Origin of the sequence: Vibrio satsumensis (assembly GCF_050337435.1) — a bacterium.
Taxonomy (GTDB): Bacteria; Pseudomonadota; Gammaproteobacteria; order Enterobacterales; family Vibrionaceae; genus Vibrio; species Vibrio satsumensis.
In genome coordinates, this window is the sequence record NZ_JAKJSX010000030.1 from 1 (window position 1) to 882 (window position 882).

Consider the following 882-nt stretch of genomic DNA (forward strand, 5'->3'; position numbering starts at 1 on the left):
CAAAAAGTGCGTCGTAGTCCGGATTGGAGTCTGCAACTCGACTCCATGAAGTCGGAATCGCTAGTAATCGTAGATCAGAATGCTACGGTGAATACGTTCCCGGGCCTTGTACACACCGCCCGTCACACCATGGGAGTGGGCTGCAAAAGAAGTGGGTAGTTTAACCTTTCGGGGAGGACGCTCACCACTTTGTGGTTCATGACTGGGGTGAAGTCGTAACAAGGTAGCCCTAGGGGAACCTGGGGCTGGATCACCTCCTTATACGAAGATATTCACGATAAGTGTCCACACAGATTGATGGTTTAGATTTAGTTAAAGCCAGAGCTTTAATTAATAACGTAAGTTATTGATTAAAGCTTTTTGCTTTATGCTCTTTAACAATTTGGAAAGCTGACTGATTGATTACTTACGAGTAATTCAATCAAATTTAAAAGTTCTCAATGTTTAYCTTTATGGTAAACACAACAAACACATTCAAGTGTCTTGTATTCGATTCAAACTTGTTTGAATCACATTGAGTCCGGCAAACAGTTATCAAGAATTAACCCTTCTTGATGACAACCAAAAACCTTGGTTAGTTGCCATACATAAGACCCTTTCGGGTTGTATGGTTAAGTGACTAAGCGTACACGGTGGATGCCTTGGCAGTCAGAGGCGATGAAAGGCGTAATAACTTGCGATAAGCCCAGATTAGGTAGTAATAACCTTTTGAGTCTGGGATTCCTGAATGGGGAAACCCACTTACATAAGTAAGTATCCTGTTGTGAATACATAGCAGCAGGAGGCAAACCGGGGGAACTGAAACATCTAAGTACCCCGAGGAAGAGAAATCAACCGAGATTCCGAAAGTAGCGGCGAGCGAAATTGGATTAGCCCTTAAGC

General features: G+C 43.1%; 2 rRNA genes. Both read left to right on the forward strand.

The window, feature by feature from the left end:
- Positions 1-261 (forward strand): 16S ribosomal RNA (locus L4C44_RS22755); the annotation flags it as partial.
- A 348-nt stretch (positions 262-609) separates the two neighbouring features.
- Positions 610-882 (forward strand): 23S ribosomal RNA (locus L4C44_RS22760); the annotation flags it as partial.